The 17,947-nt window shown below is 64.9% G+C and carries 20 protein-coding genes; 9 read left to right on the top strand and 11 right to left on the bottom strand.

What is annotated here, in order from left to right; genetic code table 11:
• Positions 1–9 precede the first annotated feature (9 nt).
• The gene (locus tag ACIQTZ_RS00635; RefSeq protein WP_402976634.1) at positions 10–1,806 is read right to left on the bottom strand and encodes a beta-galactosidase family protein; all 1,797 of its coding nucleotides are present in this window, start codon (positions 1,804–1,806) and stop codon (positions 10–12) included.
• 49 nt (positions 1,807–1,855) lie between these two features.
• Here ACIQTZ_RS00635 and ACIQTZ_RS00630 point away from each other — a divergent pair, with 49 nt between their 5' ends.
• Positions 1,856–2,872: a pirin family protein gene (locus ACIQTZ_RS00630; protein WP_402976631.1), complete on the top strand. Its 1,017-nt coding sequence runs from the start codon at positions 1,856–1,858 to the stop codon at positions 2,870–2,872.
• Between the two features lie 37 nt (positions 2,873–2,909).
• Here the strand turns inward: ACIQTZ_RS00630 and ACIQTZ_RS00625 are convergent, their stop codons facing one another.
• The gene (locus ACIQTZ_RS00625; RefSeq protein ID WP_402976628.1) at positions 2,910–3,854 is read right to left on the bottom strand and encodes an N-acetylglucosamine kinase; all 945 of its coding nucleotides are present in this window, start codon (positions 3,852–3,854) and stop codon (positions 2,910–2,912) included.
• 39 nt (positions 3,855–3,893) lie between these two features.
• On the opposite strand from ACIQTZ_RS00625, the gene ACIQTZ_RS00620 reads away from it, so the two are divergent.
• A complete protein-coding gene (locus tag ACIQTZ_RS00620) occupies positions 3,894–4,919 on the top strand; it encodes a nitronate monooxygenase (RefSeq protein ID WP_402976625.1) in 1,026 nt (341 codons plus the stop codon).
• Here ACIQTZ_RS00620 and ACIQTZ_RS00615 read toward each other — a convergent pair.
• Positions 4,894–5,868, bottom strand: a complete 975-nt coding sequence (locus ACIQTZ_RS00615) for a LysR substrate-binding domain-containing protein (protein ID WP_397322513.1) — start codon at positions 5,866–5,868, stop codon at positions 4,894–4,896. The genes ACIQTZ_RS00620 and ACIQTZ_RS00615 overlap by 26 nt on opposite strands.
• Positions 5,869–5,960: 92 nt before the next feature.
• On the opposite strand from ACIQTZ_RS00615, the gene ACIQTZ_RS00610 reads away from it, so the two are divergent.
• Genes ACIQTZ_RS00610 through ACIQTZ_RS00600 form a run of 3 tightly spaced genes read left to right on the top strand, consistent with a single transcriptional unit; the run spans position 5,961 to position 8,416 of the window.
• Entirely contained in the window at positions 5,961–7,187 is a 1,227-nt protein-coding gene (locus ACIQTZ_RS00610; RefSeq protein WP_402976622.1) for an MFS transporter, read from the top strand.
• A 31-nt stretch (positions 7,188–7,218) separates the two neighbouring features.
• On the top strand, positions 7,219–7,857 hold the full coding sequence (locus ACIQTZ_RS00605; RefSeq protein ID WP_400329356.1) for a TMEM175 family protein: 639 nt from the start codon (positions 7,219–7,221) through the stop codon (positions 7,855–7,857).
• A 52-nt stretch (positions 7,858–7,909) separates the two neighbouring features.
• Positions 7,910–8,416: an Lrp/AsnC family transcriptional regulator gene (locus ACIQTZ_RS00600; RefSeq protein WP_402976619.1), complete on the top strand. Its 507-nt coding sequence runs from the start codon at positions 7,910–7,912 to the stop codon at positions 8,414–8,416.
• Between the two features lie 12 nt (positions 8,417–8,428).
• Here the strand turns inward: ACIQTZ_RS00600 and ACIQTZ_RS00595 are convergent, their stop codons facing one another.
• A complete protein-coding gene (locus ACIQTZ_RS00595; RefSeq protein WP_402976616.1) occupies positions 8,429–9,661 on the bottom strand; it encodes an MFS transporter in 1,233 nt (410 codons plus the stop codon).
• Positions 9,662–9,813: 152 nt separating this feature from the next.
• Between ACIQTZ_RS00595 and ACIQTZ_RS00590 the strand changes: the two genes are divergently transcribed.
• From ACIQTZ_RS00590 to zapE, 4 genes are read left to right on the top strand one after another with little or no spacing between them, the layout of a single operon-like run.
• Positions 9,814–10,347, top strand: coding sequence for an Lrp/AsnC family transcriptional regulator (locus ACIQTZ_RS00590; protein ID WP_402976613.1), 534 nt, complete (start codon positions 9,814–9,816; stop codon positions 10,345–10,347).
• A 10-nt stretch (positions 10,348–10,357) separates the two neighbouring features.
• Positions 10,358–10,783: a DUF1761 domain-containing protein gene (locus tag ACIQTZ_RS00585; RefSeq protein WP_402976610.1), complete on the top strand. Its 426-nt coding sequence runs from the start codon at positions 10,358–10,360 to the stop codon at positions 10,781–10,783.
• 10 nt (positions 10,784–10,793) lie between these two features.
• Positions 10,794–11,789, top strand: coding sequence for a magnesium/cobalt transporter CorA (corA, locus tag ACIQTZ_RS00580; protein ID WP_402944459.1), 996 nt, complete (start codon positions 10,794–10,796; stop codon positions 11,787–11,789).
• Positions 11,780–12,955, top strand: a complete 1,176-nt coding sequence (zapE, locus tag ACIQTZ_RS00575; RefSeq protein ID WP_402944461.1) for a cell division protein ZapE — start codon at positions 11,780–11,782, stop codon at positions 12,953–12,955. The genes corA and zapE overlap by 10 nt, the downstream gene beginning before the upstream one ends.
• A gap of 33 nt (positions 12,956–12,988) precedes the next feature.
• Here the strand turns inward: zapE and ACIQTZ_RS00570 are convergent, their stop codons facing one another.
• From ACIQTZ_RS00570 to ACIQTZ_RS00540, 7 genes are all read right to left on the bottom strand, one after another.
• A complete protein-coding gene (locus ACIQTZ_RS00570; RefSeq protein WP_397322117.1) occupies positions 12,989–13,519 on the bottom strand; it encodes a ferritin in 531 nt (176 codons plus the stop codon).
• A gap of 45 nt (positions 13,520–13,564) precedes the next feature.
• The gene (gene crcB / locus ACIQTZ_RS00565) at positions 13,565–13,936 is read right to left on the bottom strand and encodes a fluoride efflux transporter CrcB (RefSeq protein WP_402976607.1); all 372 of its coding nucleotides are present in this window, start codon (positions 13,934–13,936) and stop codon (positions 13,565–13,567) included.
• The gene (locus tag ACIQTZ_RS00560; protein ID WP_402976604.1) at positions 13,933–14,388 is read right to left on the bottom strand and encodes a fluoride efflux transporter FluC; all 456 of its coding nucleotides are present in this window, start codon (positions 14,386–14,388) and stop codon (positions 13,933–13,935) included. The genes crcB and ACIQTZ_RS00560 overlap by 4 nt, the downstream gene beginning before the upstream one ends.
• Positions 14,385–14,900 (bottom strand): universal stress protein, encoded by a 516-nt coding sequence (locus tag ACIQTZ_RS00555; RefSeq protein ID WP_402976601.1) that lies wholly within the window; start codon positions 14,898–14,900, stop codon positions 14,385–14,387. The genes ACIQTZ_RS00560 and ACIQTZ_RS00555 overlap by 4 nt, the downstream gene beginning before the upstream one ends.
• A gap of 36 nt (positions 14,901–14,936) precedes the next feature.
• Complete coding sequence (locus ACIQTZ_RS00550; RefSeq protein ID WP_402976598.1) at positions 14,937–16,643, bottom strand: ABC1 kinase family protein; 1,707 nt, start codon at positions 16,641–16,643, stop codon at positions 14,937–14,939.
• A gap of 5 nt (positions 16,644–16,648) precedes the next feature.
• Positions 16,649–17,185 carry a PadR family transcriptional regulator gene (locus ACIQTZ_RS00545; protein ID WP_400329331.1) on the bottom strand — a complete coding sequence of 179 codons (537 nt, stop codon included), beginning with the start codon at positions 17,183–17,185 and terminating at the stop codon, positions 16,649–16,651.
• An 88-nt stretch (positions 17,186–17,273) separates the two neighbouring features.
• Entirely contained in the window at positions 17,274–17,714 is a 441-nt protein-coding gene (locus ACIQTZ_RS00540; protein WP_402944477.1) for a VOC family protein, read from the bottom strand.
• Between the last annotated feature and the right edge of the window lie 233 nt (positions 17,715–17,947).

Genomic DNA, 17,947 nt, shown 5'->3' with positions numbered 1-17,947 from the left:
CGGGCCGGGCTACGTAAGATCAGCCGCGCCGATGGGACCGGCCTGTTCCGGCCCGAGGTCCGGTTTCTCCCGAAGCTCAATGACGGCGCCCGGGTCACCGAGTTCCAGCACCCGGATGCTGTTGCGTCCCGCCCTCAGCAAAGGCGCCGGGGCGTAGAGGGTCACCTGCGGTCCCTTGTTCCAGTACCGGCCCAGGAGAAAGCCATTGAGCCAGAGGAAGCCTTTGGTGGATTCCGGGAGCGCAAAATAGGTGTCTGCGGGTTCCCGTGCAGTGAACTCTGCTTCGGGGAGGTCCGCAAGATCCTTCTCCGTCCATTCGCCCAGGGCAACCGGCGTTTGGGTCCAGTGGAAGGTGTAGCGCTGGTTGATGAGCACGCCACCCAGGATGCCCTTGCCCTGCCCCGTGAAGGGCCCATAGTTGATGCGGCCCAGGTTTTCCACGAGGATTTCCAGTCTTGCCGGGATCCCTGTTCCGATAAGGGTCAGCCCCTCGGCCGCGGTTTGGTCATCCAGGACCCCCACGTACGCTCCGTTCACCCAGATGTACGCACGGTCGTGGAGGCCCATGATCTTGAGGCGGCTCTCCGTGGGAGCATCAGCGCGTCCCGGGAGGATGGCCTCGGCCGCATAGAGGACCATGCCGCCGTCGAGCCCCAACTGCTCAAAGGTGAGGGGCTTGACGCTGGCGATCGGAGCACTGGCCGCCCTGACGACCTCCAGCAGTTCCGTGCCCGGGCTGAGCGGCAGCGACTGCGCCGGGAGGACAGGAGCCGACGTGAGCAGCCCAGCGGGAAGTTCGGGCAGGTCTTCGATGCCCTGTGCGCGGTAGAACTCCCTGCGGAGGGCGTGGAACTTGGGTGTCAGCTCGCCGTTTTCGGCGATGGGGGCATCGGAGTCGTAGCTCGTGACCGTCGGCTGGAGCATGGTGCCATCGTGGTTGCTGCCGGATCCGAGGCCGAAGTTGGTTCCACCATGGGCCATGTACACGCACAAGGACCCGCCGGCGTCGAGCATTTTCCGGGCTTCGGCGGCAGCATCGGCGGCATCGCGGCGGTGGTGGTGCTCGCCCCAGTGATCAAACCAGCCGCCCCAGAATTCAACGTTGAAGAAGGGTTCATCCGGCCGGCGCCGCTTCCACGTTTCAATGGCTTCGTCGCCGCGGCTCCCGAGCGTCGCCGTAGCCCAGGTGCCCTCAACCGAACCGCCATCAAGGAAATAGTCTGTTCCGCCGTCGGCCGTAAAGAGCAGTTCAGTGATCCCGCCATCCTCGAGCACGCGGCGGTTCCATCGGATGTACTCGTGGTCGTCGCCGTAGCTGCCGTATTCGTTCTCGATCTGGACTGCCACCACGGGTCCGCCTGCAGACGCCTGGCGGGAGGCAATGATGGGCAGCAGGTGGCCGAACCATTCCTCTATGGCCCCGGTAAACGCAGGGTCCAGGCAGCGCAGGCCGATACCCGGTATGCCCGTGAGCCATGCGGGGAAGCCACCGTTGTCCCACTCGGCGCAGATGTACGGCCCGGGCCGGACGATGACCTCCAGGCCTTCCTCGGCGGCAGTGTCAATGAAGCGTCCCAGGTCCCGCCAACCGGTGAAGTCCGGAGCCTGTCCGCGCGTAGGCTGGTGGAAGTTCCACGCCACGTAGGTGTCCACCGTATTGGCGCCCATCGCCTTGAGCCGACGCAGCCGGTCACGCCAGAGATCCGGATGCACGCGGAAGTAGTGGATGGCTCCTGCGAGGATGCGGTACGGTTCACCCGAACGGTGGAGGACGGCGTCGCGGTAGCTCAGAAGGGCGTTGTTCACACGGAACAGATTAGCTCAATTTCCAACATTTATGCACAGGTGATGACACATGACCAATCTGGATACTGCTCCCGCGGAGCAGGTCTGCCCCGCCGCACCTGAAGGCCAGGGGCCGTGCGTCCAGTTATGGCCTGCGCGTGAGGTTCCCCTGGGCGGCGTTCGCGCCATGAACGTGTACCGCACCTTGCCCCAGCGGGGCCTGCCCACCGTGGGCGCGTGGTGCTTCCTGGACAGCTTCGGCCCGGACAGGGTTGCCATGAGCGTGCTCCCCCACCCGCACTGCGGGCTGCAGACGGTCACGTGGCCACTGGAAGGAGCCGTCCGGCACCGCGACAGCGTGGGAAGCGACGTGGTGGTCCAACCGGGGGAACTCAACATCATGACGGCAGGGCACGGCATCTCCCATTCGGAGTTCTCCGTCCTGCCGGATTCCGACGGTTCGCCGGACGACATCCCGGTCTCCCGTGGACTGCAGTTGTGGGTTGCGCTGCCCGACGCACACCGGCACCGCGAACCCACTTTCGAACAGCACCGCGAACTCCCGGTTGCCGTCGGTGAGGGCTACACCGCCACAGTGATGGTGGGCGAGTTCGCCGGCCAGCGCTCCCCTGCCACCATGTTCAGCCCGATCGTCGGCGCGGACATCACCGGCACGGGAACGCTTGGGCTCCCGGTCCGCCCAGACTTTGAGCATGCCGTCTTGGTATTGGATGGACAGTTGGTCATCGACGGAGAGTCCGTTGCGCCCGGTCCGCTCGCTTACCTGGGTGCGGGCAGGCATTCGGTGACGGTCGACGCGGCCCCGGACACGCGGTTCATGCTCCTGGGTGGAGAACCGTTCGGCGAGGACCTGCTGATGTGGTGGAACTTCGTGGGGCGCACCCACGAGGAAGTGGAACGGGCGCGCGAGGAGTGGGAAGCCGAGGGATTGCTCGACGACGATGCTGCCGCCACCTCCCGTTTCGGCCTGGTCCGCGGCCATGGACCGGATGCGGGAGCCGAGGCCGGCCGCATACCGGCGCCGCCGCTTCCGGGGGTCAAGCTACGCCCGCGGACCCGCGGCTGAGCTGATCCGCGGCTGACGCGCCGCGCCACCGCCTTGGTCAGGCGCGCTGTTCCGCCACGAGCCGGGGAACGCCGAAAACCGGGTCCTGCTGCAGGATCCGCACGTCGGCTATCCCCGCCTCGGCGAGCCTTTCCCTGAAAGTTTCCTGAAGCCGGACCACGTTCATGCCCAGGCCACTGCCGAGGATCACGGGTCCGTCGATGCCCAACTGCCGCACGGCCTGGGTGGCGAGGTCGGCAAGGTCCCGGCCCGCCTGGTTCACCAAGGCCACGGACGTCTCGTCCCCGGAGTCCGCGGCTTCCACTACCAGGCGTGCTTGCTGCGCCCAGAATCGGCGGCCGGTCTCCGGGGAATGGAACAGGGCGATGAGCTTGCCGGGTTCGTCCACTCCGCACGATTCCAGCAAGGCCCGGCTGAGCACGTCAGGTTCAAGGCCCTGGTTCATGCGGCGGAGGCTGTGGCGGACAGCCTCGCGGCCCAACCAGTAGCCGCTGCCTTCGTCGCCCAACAGGTACCCCCACCCACCGGCGCGGGCTTCCTCCCCGGCCTCGTTCCTGCCCCAGGCAGCCGAACCCGTCCCCGCTATGACCGCGACGCCCGTGCTTGCACCACCGGCTGCCAGGAGCAGCCTGGAATCGTGCACCACGGTGATGCGGGCGCCCGGTACGTGGGGGGCAATCAGGTCTGCGAGCGCCTGCGCGTCCTCGTCGGTGTCAATGCCGCCGGAGCCGGCGTACACCTCGGCAACATTGCCGCCGCCGATCTTGGCGAACAGTTCGGCAAGGTTGGCTTTGGCCTGTTCCCGGGTGACGTTCTGGACGTTGGAACTTCCGGCGCTCTCGTCACGAACAGGCGTTCCGTCCTCGAAACGCACGCCGCGCGTTTTGGTGCCGCCGATGTCCAGGCCGATCACGGTTCCGGCCAGGGGTGCCACGGCTTTGGGCGACGACGGGGAATGCTTGTCCGAGTCAAGATTGTTCACCGTGAAAGACTAGCTTGGAGCGTCCGGAGGAGAAACCGCATGTCCCTGTTCCACACCCCGTTCATCGCCGCACCCATGGCCGGTGGCACCTCCAGTGTTGCGTTGGTGAAGGCAGTCCAGGATGGCGGGGGCTTGGGCTTCCTTGCTGCGGGATACAAGAGCGTCGAGTCCATGACGGCGGAAATCGCCGCCGCCCGCGGTGCGGGCCTGCGTTTCGGGATGAACGTTTTTGTCCCGGATCCTGCCCAGCTCCCGCCCGGGGCTGGGGCTAGGGCACGGCTTGAGGAATATCGTGCCGCTCTTGAGGCCGACGCCGCCCGCTATGGCGTGACCATGCCGCCCCTCCGCCTGGATGACGACGACGCATGGCAGGGAAAGATCGACGCCCTCCTGGCGGATCCTGTCGAATTCGTCAGTTTCGCCTTCGGACTTCCGGGCACGGCAGTGGTCAAAGCTTTGCAAAAAGCCGGAACAACGGTGATTTCCAGTATCACGACTGTTGACGAAGCCTTGGCGGCGGCGGAAGAAGGGCCGGACGCCATCGCGGTTCAGCACCACACCGCCGGCGGACACACAGCGGCTTTCCTCACCAGCGGTGGACCCCGGGCTGAAAGCACGACGGCGGGGCTGCTCGCCCAGGTGCGTGCCGCCGTCGGGCTTCCGCTGATTGCGGCAGGCGCGATCAGTGACGGCGCCGTGCTGCGCGACGTCCTGGCGGCCGGGGCCGACGCCGCCCAGGTGGGTACGGCCTTGGTCCGCACCGAGGAGAGCGGGGCCAGGCAGGTACACAAGGACGCATTGGGCGATCCGGGCTTCACCGAAACAGCCATGACCAGGGCGTTTACCGGACGCTGGGCCCGCTCGTTGGTGAACGATTTTGTCCGTGATCACCACGATGCTCCCGAGGGCTACCCTGCCATCCACCATTTGACGGCACCCATCCGGGCCGCTGCGTCCGCCGCGGCCGATCCACACCGGGTCAATCTGTGGGCGGGTGCGGGCTGGCGGTCGGCGCGTACCGGGTCGGCTTCCTCCGTGGTCAAGGAGTTCCTGAGCGGGCTCTGACCAGTTCGGCCAACAGTTCCCCGCCCCGGTTAACCACCAGTTCCCTGAAACGCCGCACCGCCTCCGGTTCGAAACTCCGTTCCCGCCAAGCCAAACCGATCTGCCGGAAGGCCAGATCGGATTCGATCGGCACCTCCACCAGCCCCAGTTCCGCCTCCGGGAGGAACTGCCCCGTGCCATAGCCGGGTCCGGCAGGGGGCAGGATGCTGTATCCCAAACCTGCCGAAACCAGGCCGCGGACGGTGGTGGACTCCTGCACTTCGAAGGCGATCCGTGGCCGGTAGCCGGCCTCCCGGAGCAGAGCCTCGCCGAGTGCCCGCAGGCCCACGCCCTCGGGAAGGGTGACGTAGGGTTCATGGCGAAGCTGGGATAGGTGGAGGCTCGTCCGTCCGGCCAGGGGGTGGCGGTAATGGAGCACCACCCTCAATGGCTCGCGGTAAAGGGCGAAGGAGCGGATGCCTTTGCCTTCCGGAGCGATGGGCGCGGTGAGCGCAAAGTCGGCGTCGCCCCTTGCCAGTTCCTGGAGGCAATCGTCCCGAGGGCCTTGCCGCAGCTCAAAAACGGTGTTCGGGTGCTGTGCACGGAACGCGCTGATGAGCAGCGGCAACGTGGCTTCGCCGAACGTGTGCTGGAACGAGACGCCGATCTTGCCGCGCACCACATCCGACTCGTGCCTGACCCTGTCCAGGCCGGCTTGGAAGTCCTCCAGCGCGGCTTCGATGTAAGGCAGGAGCGTCTTGGCTGCGGGCGTCAGCCGGATTCCCCTGCCGTCGCGGACCAGCAGGTCCATCCCGACGATCGCGCTGGCCCGGGCAACGGCACGGCTCACCGTCGATTGCGGAACGCCAAGGAGTTCGGCGGTCTCCGTCATATGTTCGGTACGCCCCAACTCGGCCAAGACAGGCAGCAGCGGCAGCAACTGGATCAGTTGCTGGTGGTCCGGCTCCATGGTTCCCTCCACCATCATTGATGCAATAGTGCATGAGTTATGAGCAAATCATGCATTGGAATACACAGTTGCGCCAAGCCTAGTCTGGCCGGGTGACGAATACAGCAGCAGCCTCGCCCCACACCTGGGACGGACACGCGAAAGGATCCAGCGGCTATCGACGGGTCCTTGCCGCCTTGGCCTTGGCCGGAGTGGCTACGTTTGCCCAGCTCTACTCCACCCAGGCAGTCCTCCCCCTCATGGCGGCAGACCTGCATATCTCGGCCGCCGATGCTGCCCTCAGCATTTCCCTGGCCACCATCGGCCTCGCGGTCACCGTGCTGCCCTGGTCCTTCGTCGCGGACCGGATTGGTCGGGTCCGGGCCATGGCCTTCGGGATCGGGGCCGCTACCGTCCTGGGCCTGCTGGTTCCGCTGGCACCCACCGTTCCTGTACTGCTGGGCTTGCGGGCCCTGGAAGGCATGGCACTTGGCGGTATTCCGGCCATTGCCATCGCCTACCTCAATGAGGAAGTCACCAAAATCCACACCGCGCTGGCCGCAGGCAGCTACGTGGCCGGCACGACTTTGGGCGGGCTCGCGGGACGCCTCGTGGCCGGCCCTGTTGGCGAGGCGTGGGGATGGCGGGCCGCCGCGCTGGCCGTTTCGCTACTCGCCACAGTGTCCGCCATCCTGTTCCTGGTCCTTGTCCCCAAGCAGCGCCGTTTCCGGCCGGCCCCGGTCCAAGGCTTCCAAGGCGCCCTGCGGACCCTTCGCGGCCATGCCTTCAATCCGCGGCTCTTCTCCCTTTACCTGCAGGCATTCCTGCTCATGGGAGGATTCGTGGCCGTGTACAACTACCTCGGCTTCAGGCTCCACGCCGAACCGTTCGGCCTGCCCGCCACCTTGGTGAGCCTGATCTTCCTGGCGTACCTGTCCGGGACAGTGAGCTCGCGCTGGGCGGCCGGACTGACCACCCGCTTTGGACGACGGAACGTCCTCCTCGCCGGAATAGCCATCATGTCCGCGGGCCTCGCGTTCACCCTGCTCGAAAACCTCGCTGCCACGCTGGCGGGCCTGGTGGTCTTCACCGGCGGATTCTTCGCGGCGCACAGTGTCGGATCGGGGTGGACGGGTGCCATCGCCACCACGGGACGGGCCCAGGCGGCTTCGCTCTACAACCTGTCCTACTACCTGGGTTCCAGCGTGATCGGCTGGGCCGGTGGACTGGCTTTCCAGGCCTTCGGCTGGCCCGCGTTGGCGCTCGGCGTCAACGCCTTGGGACTGACGACGGCGGCCGTCACCGCTGCGATCCACGGCGGGTCCCGCGCAACAGGCTGACAACAGCCGTACAACACCTACAATCGGAGGCATGGCACAGGTCACCAGACCCCGGGAACTGTCCTCACCCGAACGGCTGCAGGCATTCACGGATGCCGTGGTGGCCATCGCCCTGACGCTGCTGATCCTGCCGCTCATGGAAAGCGTCGGCGAGCTCGCGGACCACGAGGGCACCACGGCCCAGTGGTTCGAGGAAGAGCGCTACCCCTTGCTGGGCTTCGCCCTGAGCTTCCTCCTCATCGCCGTGTTTTGGGTACACCACCACAAGCTTTTCCGGGGTGTCCAGCGCGTCGATTCAGGGTTGCTCTGGCTGACGGTGGGGTGGATGTTCACCATTGTGTGGCTGCCCGTTGCCACGGCATTGACTACCCAGATGCGCGATGACTGGGCCCAACCCCTCGTTTACATCGGCACGCTGCTGGCGGCAAGCATCATGTTGCTGGCTGCCCGCGTGTATCTGCGCCGCCATCCCGAGCTTCACACTTTCGACGAGACCGAGGCCATTTCCGGAGTTCTGGGAGGGGCCATCGTGGCCGCCCTCTTCCTCCTTGCACTGGTCATTGCGCTCATGGCACCGGACCTTGGGATGCTCCCCTTGATACTGATGGTTTTCAGCGAGCCGCTGCAGCGGCTCGGCAACAAACGGCTCCGAAAGGCAAAGGCCGCCTAGATCGCAGGGAATTCACCGTTATGATGGTGAAACCGCTATTCCAGGAGGATCCGTGAGCACCAACCCGAAGAATGTTCGATCTGCATCGGGCAACGCAGAGCCACTGGATGCCATCGACGAACGGATCCTCGCAGCGCTGGTAGACGACGCCCGCATCTCCAACAAACAACTCGCCGAACTGGTGGGCATTGCCCCCTCCACGGCCTTGATGCGCACCAGGGCACTCTCCGAACGCGGCATCATTGAAGGCTTCGAAGCCGTGCTGAGCCTGCCCGCGATCGGCCGCTCCGTACAGGCCCTGATCGCCGTCCGCTTGCGCGCCCACGACCGCGACCAGATCGACCGTTTCACGGCCCGTGTCCCCAAGCTGCCGGCCGTGATTTCCACCTTCCACACCACGGGTTCCGTCGACTATCTGCTGCACATCGCCGTCGCGAATACGGACGACCTCCGGAACTGGCTCCTGGACAACCTCGCCACGGATCCAGTGGTGGGCCACACGGAAACCACCATGGTGTTCCAGCACATCCCTGGTAATCGGGGACCGCTTCCCGAGTAGGAACGGAACCGCTCAAGCGCGGGCAGCCCGCAAGGCGACTCCAGCGAGCGCCAGCGCTGCCATTCCGCACAAGACGGTGAAACCCACGACGGCGGGCTGGAGCCCCACCGCCGCAACGGCAAGACCCAGCCCCATCACCGGAACGGCGCTTCCCAGGTACGTGATGACGTAGACCGTGCTGATGACCTGCGCATGGCGGGCCGCTTCCACTTTGCCGGCCACCTCGTTGAAGACCTGGCGGAAGGCCACACCTTGGCCGGCTCCCGCAGTGATACTGGCAACGACCAGCAGTGCCGGGCTGGACCACATAGCGGCAGCACCCACCAGGACCACTGATACGCCGAGGACGGCCAAGGCAACGGGGACCTGGTATTTTCCGCGGGTGCCCAACAGTTGGCTCAAGGCTGAAGCCCCCAACGTCACGCCCGCAAGAAGCCCGATCAGTGGCCGGGAATCAGCATGGACCACGGACGCGAAGTAACCAGGTGCCAACGACAGGCAGAACCCGAAGACCGCGAAGCTCAGGAAGCCCACGGCAGAGGCCATCCAGAAGGCACCCCGCGCGCTCCGTGACACCGCCGGACGCCGCGGGGCGAGCACCTTGAACGCCGGCTTCCCTGGAGCCGGCGCAATGGCGGGCCGGGCCTTCAGGAGCCACAACGGCACCAGCGCAGCCAGCAGCACTCCGGAATGGACATAGTACGGGGTACGCGTAGGGTCCGGCAGGAGCGAGAGCAGGCCTCCGATCACAGGACCAGCGGCGACACCACCGGCGGAAGACAACAGCGTGAAGCGCGAAGCCCAGTCCGGCCTGTGCGGCAACAGCTCACGCAGCGCCGCCGAACTTGCACCCGTAGCCAAGCCCACGGCCACGCCTTGGAGGGCACGGCCGGCAGACAGCATCAGGAGGCTGTCGGCTGCGGCAAAGATGGCCCCGCCGGCCAGGCCAACCAGGACAGCCAGGACCAAGGCGGCCCGTCGGCCAATGTGGTCCGACCAGTGGCCGGCCAGGATCAGGACGGCCACCAACGCGACGACGTAGCTGGAAAAGGCCACAGTGACGTCCAGGGAAGACAAACCCAGCCGGGCTTGCAGCAAGGGATACAACGGCGTTGCGAGGTTGGCACCAACCAGCAACGAGAAGATCACCACGCCCGCGAGGACCAACCGCGCAGTCGTACTGGCATCCCATCCCCATCGCCCGGCGGTGGCCGGACGCATGCGGAGTTCACTCAAGACAGTCATTTCCGTGCCTTCGATCAAGTGCCGTGCCGGCGTGTCCTTGTGGGATGGTTGGCATGGCTGAGTATTGGTGGCAACAGAATGGCCTACAACTGAGCGCAACACAGTGAATTCATGGCAGGATTGAGCGAAATACTCAAACATGTACCCCTAGAATGAGTCGGAGTGACCATTTGAACAGCCTTGACCCCTTGGACTTGAAAATCCTGCTGGAACTCATCAAGGACCCGCGCGTCCAGATCGCCGAGCTCAGTGAGTCCTTGGGCATTGCCCGGAACACCGCGCAAAGCCGGGTGAAGCGACTGCTGCGTTCAGGGGTCCTGCAGGCTGCCGGCCGCGAGGTCGACTTGGAGAAGGTGGGCTATGACGTGGTGGCCTTCGTGACCATCGAGGTCACCCACCGCGAGCTCGACGGCGTCATCGGCGCCCTCCGCCTGATCCCGCAGGTCCTGGAAGTGCACGAGATCTCCGGCCGCGGCGATCTCTGGTGCCGCGTCGTGGCAACGGATACGCACAACCTCCAGTCAGCCCTCCGCTCGGTGCTCAGGACCAAAGGCGTGATCCGGACCGAGACAGTGCTCGCGCTCCACACCCACATCCCGTACCGCACCGAGCCACTGATTGGGCGCATGGCGGCCACGCCAACACGCACCCGGCAGGAGCACTCCAACCCCGTTACAGGGTCCTAGGATTTTTAGCATGGATTGGCTTTCACACATTTCACAGATCAACTGGCTGGCCGTGCTGCTGGCATTCGTTTCCAGCATGGTTGTGGGGTTCGTCTGGTACATGCCATCCGTCCTGGGCAAACGATGGATGCAGGCCATCGGCAAGACAGAGGAAGACCTCAAGAACCTTGACGGCGGCGTGGGCATCTGGGTCCCCATGATGCTTGCCTCGGCCCTGACCAGCGTCCTCCTCGCCGTGCTGATCAGCGCACTGGACCTGAACACTTTCTGGGCTGGCGCCTTCTTCGGGATCATCATTGCCTTGGTATTCCGGGCCGGCGGCCAGGTGATCCACAACGGCTTCGCCGGCAGGCCCACGGCAGTCACAGTGATCGACTCGGGCCACGACGTGGTGGCACTCGCAATCGCGGGCGCCATCATCGGAGCCATACAGTAGCCTTCTGCCCGTGACCATCATCGATAACGCCGTCTACGTAGACGGCGTACGCACCGCCACTCCGGAAAGCCTGGAGCAAACTTTCGAGACACTTGCCAAGCACGGGGGCATGGCGTGGATCGGGTTGTACCGGCCCACGCAAGAGGAGATGGCAGGCGTCGCCACCGAGTTCGGACTCCACGAACTCGCCGTCGAAGACGCCGTCTCCGCCCACCAGCGGCCCAAGCTGGAACGGTACGACAACAACCTCTTCACCGTCCTGCGGCCCGCGAGGTACCTGGACGAAACCGAAACGGTGGAGTTCGGCGAACTCCACGTCTTCACCGGCCCCAATTTTGTGGTCACCATCCGCCACGCGGAAACAGCGGGCGTAGCCCGGGTCCGGCACCGGCTGGAAGACCGCCCGGACCTCTTGCGCCACGGTCCCGAGGCCGTGCTCTACGCGCTCCTCGACCAGGTGGTGGACGACTACGCTCCCGTGGTGGCCGGCCTGGAAAACGACATCGACGAAATCGAGGACCAGCTTTTCAGCGGAGATTCCACGGTCTCCCGAAGGATCTATGAACTCGCCCGCGAAGTGATCCAGTTCCAGCGCGCCATCCATCCCCTGCCGGAGATGATGACCCTGCTCGAAAAGGGCTTTGAAAAGTACGGCGTGGATATTGAGCTCCAGCGCTCCCTGCGGGACGTCGAGGACCACGTCAAGCACGTGATATCGCGGGTCAACTCCTTCCGCGACCTTCTTCAGAATGCCCTCACGTTGGATGGCACCCTCACTGCCAACCGCCAGAACGAGGCAAGCGCAGCGCAGAACGAGCAAGTCAAGAAGATCTCCTCCTGGGCCGCAATCTTCTTCGCCCCGTCGTTTGTGGCCGGGGTCTACGGCATGAACTTCGACTACATGCCCGAACTGCACTGGATAGTCGGCTACCCGATGGCGGTCGGCCTCATGGTGGGCGCGGCACTCGTGATGTACGTGATCTTCAAACGGAAGGGATGGCTTTGACGCCACCCCTTGCAAGCCCCTGGCATCGCCAACGGCCCAAGGCGGTCGGTGCCGCCCTGCTGGCAGGAATAGAGCACGACGCCGGACGCTCGGGTTTCGCGCTTGAGCCGAGCCAGCGGGCAGCAGCTGAGCGGTTGGCGGCTTTCGGCGCATCGGTGACCGGCCGGCGTCGGGCACTACCCACAACGGTCACGCGGGCCAGGACGCCCCGGAGCATCTACCTTCACGGCCCCGTGGGGCGCGGCAAGACCTGGCTCATGGACAGCTTCTACCGCGGACTCCACGCACGGAAGCGCCGCGTCCACTTCCACGATTTCTTCAGGTCGCTGCACCGCGGTACTCACGGACAGCAAGGCGCAGGCGACGGGACAGCCATCCAGCGGTCCGTGGATGCGCTGCTGGCGGACATCGATGTGCTGTTCTTCGACGAATTCCACGTCCACGATGTTGGAGACGGGATGTTCATGGCCCGTCTGCTGCGCACCGCCGCGCAACGCCACGTGCCCCTGGTGGTTACCTCCAACTACGCCCCTGACGAGTTGCTGCCCAATCCCCTGTGGCATGATCACTTTCTTCCGACCATCGAAGCCATCAAAGACATGATGGACGTGCTGGTGGTCAGCGGGCCCTCGGATTTTCGGCGGTACCCTGTGGCCGGTTCTTCCTTGGACGCCGCTCCCCCGGCGTTCAGCTCCGGACGGATCATCTGCCCCGGCTCTGCCCATCAACTGGGCCGACTGGGATTGTTCGCGCCACCCGCCTCGCAGAGCCGGGTCCTCACCCCTACCACCCAGCCGGTGGTGGTGAAGAACGCAGACCCGGACCTCCTCTGGGTCAGCTTCGGGTCCCTGTTCGCGGGCCTGACATCGACGGCGGATTACCTGGCCCTGGCCGATGCCTACAAGGCCTGGGTGATCGACGACGTACCTTCGCCGGCACACGCCGACGCCTCCATGGCGCCCGCCTGGCAAAGGTTCAGCAATGCGGTGGACGTACTGTACGACCAGGACATCACCCTGTTCCTGGTAGGGGTCGGCCCACTCGACTGGGACGCGGCGGGGACCGACGGCGTCCAGCCAGTCGACCTGGCGCGGATCGCCAGCAGGCTCTCCCTCCTGGGCCGATCCGTGGCGGACACCGAAAACGACAGGCCCGCCGGAAGCTGACTTCCGACGGACCCGCCTGGCTCTGGTTCGCGGTTAGATGGCGCCGCCGGCTGCCGAAGGAGCCCCGGCATCGTGTCCGCCGTCGCCCACGGTCTCACGGGCAACATAGTTCTCAATGTCGAACAGGTTCTCGGCTCGTTCGGTGATGTTCAAGAGCGTGGTCATGGAAGCAACTTCCTCAACCTGTTCCTTCAGGAACCACAGCATGAATTGCTCACCAAGGGCATCGCCCTCGGCACGCGCCGCGCGGAACATGTCCTCGATGTTCCTGGTGACTTCCTTCTCCTGCTCCAATGCCAGGGCAATGGGTTCCTTGGCATTGGTGAAGTTGTTGCGGACCGGGGCGATTCCCGGAATCTCGACATGCACGTTGCGGTCCAGCATGTACTGGACCATCATCATGGCGTGGTTTCGTTCTTCAAGGGACTGGCGATAGAAGTGACGTGCCAACTGTGGCAAGTCTTCGCCGTCGAAGTACACCGCCACGGCGATGTACTGTTGGGAGGCCGCGAACTCATTGGCGACCTGGGCGGACAACAACTCATTGAATGTCTTCTTAGCCATGGCACCGATCCTACAGTCGGGGATCGACGCCGGCGGGCTGTTCGCTCAGGGCAGTAACCAGGCCATCCAGAGGCCCAATGCCGCAGCGCCCACGCTCGCCACCAAGGAGCCGAGGGCGTTGATGAAGGCAAGTCCGATGCGTCCGCCCTGCACCAGGCGGATGGTCTCCAAACTGGCTGTGCTGAACGTGGTGTAGCCGCCAAGGAAACCCGTGCCCAGGATCATCTGCAACGATTCCGGGGCATGCCCACGCATCACCAAGCCTGCGATGAACCCCAGCATCAGGGAACCGGAAACGTTGATGAGAATCGTGGCCCATGGGAGGGCAGTCCGGACCCTACCCCGGACGAGGCCATCGACGACGAACCTGGACGCTGCGCCGATGCCACCGGCCAGGGCAAGCAGAATCACCGTCACGATGCTCGCCCGTCCGTTGCCCTGCGGGTTCGTTGGTGGTGCCACGCACCCAAGGCAATGCCTGCCGTCGTCGCCAGTGCCCCGCCCACCACACTCAAACCCACATACCAGGCCGCGCCGCTGGAAGAGCCGCCCATGATCAGGTGCACCGTGTCCAAGGCCAGCGTGCTGTAGGTGGTGTAGGCGCCCAGGAAACCCGTTCCCAAGGCGAGGCGCAGGACCCGGCGATTGCCGACGTCGGGCCCCCTCCGGGAGAGCCCTTCCAGCAAGGCACCGAGCGCCAACGCACCCGTCAGGTTGATGATCAGCGTGGGCAGCGGCCACGCACCGGGTGCAGGGATGACCAGCCCCAACCCGTAACGGGCCAAAGCGCCAAAGACCCCGCCGGCAGCCACAATGCCGATGAAACCCCTCCGAAGATGTGCCGGGCGTTTGATGGTGTTCCCTGTCATCGCTCGCCAGGTACCCGCGGATCGACCGGAACCACCAGGACCGGACCATCCTGCCGGTGCAGCAACTGCCGGGCGACCGAACCTCCGGTCATTTCCCGGACGGTCGAGCCCATTTTGTGTTCCCTGGAGCCCACCACGATCAGGGACGCGCCGATCTCGCCTGCAAGCCGTGCCAACGCGTGGGCCGGTTCTCCGGCCAGCGCTACCAGCGACCAGTCAACGCCGGAACCGGCCAATTGCTCCGCGATGCTCGCTTCCAGGGATGCGGGGATGGGCTCGGCGTCTTCGTCCACACCGTCGGGATCAATCGGGGCCATGGGACCGCCTGTGGTGCCATCAACCGGGTAGACCGTGACGTCCACAAAGGCACACACCAAGGGCAGTCCTGCGGCGGTGGCGAAGGCAGCGGCGTGCTCCACCACGATCGACTGCTGCTTAGGTGCCACGCCTGCGATCACGGGTCCCGTCATCACGTTCATTGCACGGAGGGGGCGGGAAGGCGTGTCAGTCACAAGGGCAAGTTTACGATGCGCGAATCCGGTTTCGGCCTAACGGCGTCCGGGCCTCAGCACATAGAGCAGTGGTAGGAGCGAGGCAACCATCAGGACGTTACTGAGCACCGGATCGTCAGCGCGGACCAAGGCGCCTGCGATCAGGACGCCGCTGAAGATCAAAGCCCCCACGGCGCGCTGGGCGGTCCTGGCCAGCCGGGCCAAGTGCCGTTCCATCCGCGGATTCGATACCTCGATGGAGCCTTCGTCGATCCTGGTGATGATCCCGTCCAGGCGCTTCGGCAAAGACATGGCCACGGCCGCGGTTTCCAGCACGTGGGCGGCGGCGTCCTTCACCACGTTGCCGCGCTCATCCCTTAGCAGGCGGGCCGCGTACGGCTCCACGGAATCCCAAAGGTTGAACCTGGCGTCCAGGGAACTGCACACCCCGGACGTCAGCGACATGGCCCGGATAATGAGCAGGAAGTTCTCGGGTAGCTGGAACGGCAAGGAACGCACCACGTCCCCGAATTCCACCGCAAAATCACGGAATTCCCGCGGGTCCACTTCGCGGAGTTCCGCGAACCCCATGCCGCCAAAACGCGCGAACAGCTGGGTCATGGCCTGTTCCAGCTTGCGGGTATCCGCCGATGGCACCAGCACTCCGATGTCGCTGATGGCAGCCACGAGCCCCTGGCCATCCCTTGCGGCCGCCGCGATCAGCAACTTCCGGAGCCCGCTGCGGGTCTTCGGCGGGACTTGGCCCATCATGCCAAAGTCGATGAACGTCAGTTTCCACGGGTGCTCCGCCGATGGATCACGGTCCGGGGTGATGAAGATATTGCCGGGATGGGGATCCGCATGGAAGAAGCCATTGGTGAAGAGCTGCTCAAACATCACCGAGGCAAAGACGGGGGCCACGGCTGTGGGGTCGATCCCGGCAGCCCTCAGCGCCTCTGCGTCAGTGATCTTGATGGCGGTGACATCCTCCAGCGTGAGGACCCTGCGGGACGTCCGCTCCCAGACAATCCCGGGTACGGCAACCCTGCTGTCATCTGCGAACTCGACGGCAAAGCGCTCAGCATTGGCGGCCTCGTTCAGGTAGTCGATTTCTTCGAGGCTGGTCTGTGCAAACTCCTTCACCAGCGCCGGCACGTCTGCCCGCTCCGCAACAATCCGGATGCGCTTCAGCCAGCCGCCCACCCTACGCAAGGCGGCAAGGTCGACGTCGACGATCGCCTGGATGCCCGGGCGCTGCACTTTGAACACCACGTTGCTGAGGCCGGTTTCTTCCCGGTCCGGGGCCAGCAGCGTGGCGCGGTGTGCCTGGCCCAGCGAAGCTGCCGCGATGGGCGTTTCATCGATCGACGCAAAGACTGCTTCCAAAGGAGCGCCGAGTTCCGCTTCTGCGAGTTCCTTGATGGCGGGAAAAGGGACCGGCGGAACCTCGTCCTGGAGTCCTTCGAGTTCCGAGGTGATCTCGGGTGGGAGCACGTCCAGCCGCGAGGACATGAACTGTCCCACTTTGATCATCAGCCCACCCAACTCCACGGCGAGGTCATGGAACCGCCGGGCGAAGTGGCGCATTCTCCTTGCACGGTGCCGGTCCGCGATCCTGCGCAGGCCGATTCTGGGGAGGAACAGTTCGAACCACCAGGTGACGGCCAAATGCCAGGCGGCAAACCGCAGGATACGGCGGTAGCGGGCACGGGTATCCACCGGGCTGGCCTGGTGGGCCGTCCGGTTCCCCGGAACCGATGCCACCCGTGTCAGTCCTGGGCGAGTATCGCGTAGATCCGGCGGCGGGCTTCCTCAAGCACGGTCACGGCATCCTGCACCTGCTTGGGCGTCCCGGTACGACCCACCTGGGCCGCTGCCTGGGCCAAGTCGATGCCTGCCTTCGGCAGCGATGCGAAACCCCGGGTTTCGCCCTGGGAGCTCCAGAGGCCGGAGGTCTCGGCCTGCTCCACGTCCTCCCGGCCCGCTTCGGTCAGGGAATAGATCTTCCGTCCGTTGGATTCCTCGGCACTGACGAATCCTTCATCCGCCAAAAGCTGGAGCGTTGGGTATACCGAGCCGGCGCTGGGCTTCCAACTGCCTCCGCTGCGCTCCTCGATTTCGCGGATGATCTGGTAGCCGTGCATGGGACGCTCAACCAGGAGCGTGAGGATGGCCGTCCGCAGCTCGCCGCGCCCTGCCCGTGTCCCACTGCGTTTCTCGAACCGGGACCGGAAGTCCTCCATGGCCTGCCACATGCCCTCGAAACCGTTCCCCATGAAGCCGCCTGCCGGGAATGACTCACGCATTATGCCCACCTCACATCATCGCGAACGATACTGAACGATAGCCCAAACGATATACCTGGCCACCGCGCTGGACAATCATTCTTGAGGACTATCCGATCCGCTGGGCAAGGGCAACGATGATCCCCTCCGGACCGCGGACGTACGTCATCCGCCAGATGTCTTCATACTGGCCCACGCCGCCCACCAGGCCGTACCCATCGGCCGCCAATCGTTCCAGGGCAGCATCGAGGTCATTGACTTCGAAAGCAACGTTGCGCAGGCCCAGCTCAGTGGACATCGGTGCGGGAGATCCCGGCTGGTGGTCGGGATGAGTGAAGCTGGACAACTCGATGCCGGTTCCGCCATCCGGAGCCCGCAAAGTGGCTATTTCGCTGCGGGAGTTCGGTATGCCGATGACCGTGTCAACGAACTCGCCCTCCATGTGCATCCGGCCCTCGACTGCGAGGCCCAGGCTTTCGAAGAAGGCAATGGCTTTGTCGAGATCGGCAACCGTAATGCCGACGTGGTCGAAGTGCTTTACGAAAGACATGGTGCCTAGGCTAGCCCAGGCTGCGGCGAAGGGTAAGGGAGAAGGGGTGGAGCTGGCCGGACCAAACCGGAACGACCAACGTCGTTTGGAACGGCTGAGTTCCGCGTGGGATCAGGCCAAGCGGGGCTCCGAGAACGAACGTCCCGATCCGACTGAGCTGGATTCCGGGGTGATGGCGAACCCAACGAGACGTACCCGAACACCGCTGACGGAGACGGAGGCCGACGCTATTC

This window comes from Paenarthrobacter sp. NPDC090520 (genome assembly GCF_044769205.1).
Lineage (GTDB): Bacteria > Actinomycetota > Actinomycetes > Actinomycetales > Micrococcaceae > Arthrobacter.
Note: the sequence above shows the minus strand (reverse complement) of the source record. Positions and strands in the feature narration are given on the sequence as shown.